Consider the following 1311-nt stretch of genomic DNA (forward strand, 5'->3'; position numbering starts at 1 on the left):
ATTATAAATAGAAGCCGCTCCTGCAATATAAATGGTATTAATTAAATCTGTAGTTGTCTTCTGGAAGGCGTCGGCAGTTAGTTTAATTCTATTGTCAATCATTCCAAAATCGATTCCTATATTCCTATCGGTAGTCGTTTCCCAAGACAAATCAGTATTTATATAATTTAAAAGATTGCCTCCATCATCACCCAGTAAACCATAAGAAGAATAGGGACCAATTCCAGAAATATTTCCTGTTTGTCCCCAACCGAGTCTTAATTTTAATTCAGAAACCGTGGTATTGCTTTTTAAGATATTTTCGTTTGAAATTATCCAGGCAGCAGAAACTCCAGGAAAAACTCCCCACTTGCTGTTAGTTGCTAATTGAGAAGCACCCGTGGCTCTAACTACACCATTAACAATATATTTTCCTTTATAATTGTAGGTAGCTCGACTAAAATAGGAAACATAATTTTTTTCGGTAGCAATGGTATCAGAGGCTAATGGATTAGTGTACATCATTTTAGAAATATCTAATTTTCTTAACAAAGGATCAAAACCTGTGCCTTCAATTTTAAGTTGGTCGTATCTTTCTTTTTGAATACTATTTCCCACTAATACATTTAAATCGTGATTTTCAGATTTTATGGAATAATTCAAAGTATTTTCAAAATTTCGATTATAAGAACGGGCGGTATGTTCTCTTCCAATCCCTAATGTTGTGGGATCAGTATTGTTATTATTACGACCATAATTGGATCGATAACTATCTACAAAATATTCGTAAACACTTCTATATATTTCAACAGACGAAGAAGGTTTCCATACTAAATTTTTTAGTAACGTAATATCAAAACTCAAATTGCCCAAATATCTAACCGTATTATTATCCTCTTGTCTGCTTTGAAATGAGACCGGATTTTCTAAGGAAGCTGTTGGATTTGCAGCAAATTGCCCCGGTAATTGTCCGCCAGCAGCAGCACCTCCAGCTAAATCATCTGCATAAACCGGTAAGAAAGAGGGGGTAGTAAGGGCGCTAAGAATAACACCGCCTTGATTTGCACTATTATTATCGCTAGTGTTGTTGAGTTCTGTATTGATAAGATTCATTCCAATATGAGCTTTTAACCAAGATGTTGCTTCTACATCTAAATTTATTCTACCCGATAATCTTGAAAAATTAGAAGGTTTAACTATCCCCTGAGTATCTTGATACCCAAATGATACAAATGCTTTTATTTTATCTGTTCCTCCTGCATAAGATAAATTATAATTCTGATCTTGTCCTGTTTGAAAAACTTTTTTTGTCCAATCCGTATTGATACCTGC

1 pseudogene is annotated in these 1311 nt (G+C 34.2%); it reads right to left on the reverse strand.

The features are described from left to right. Positions 1 to 1311: pseudogene (locus EKL98_RS17690) on the reverse strand (TonB-dependent receptor); the annotation flags it as partial.

It is taken from the genome of Flavobacterium bomense, from assembly GCF_003970355.1.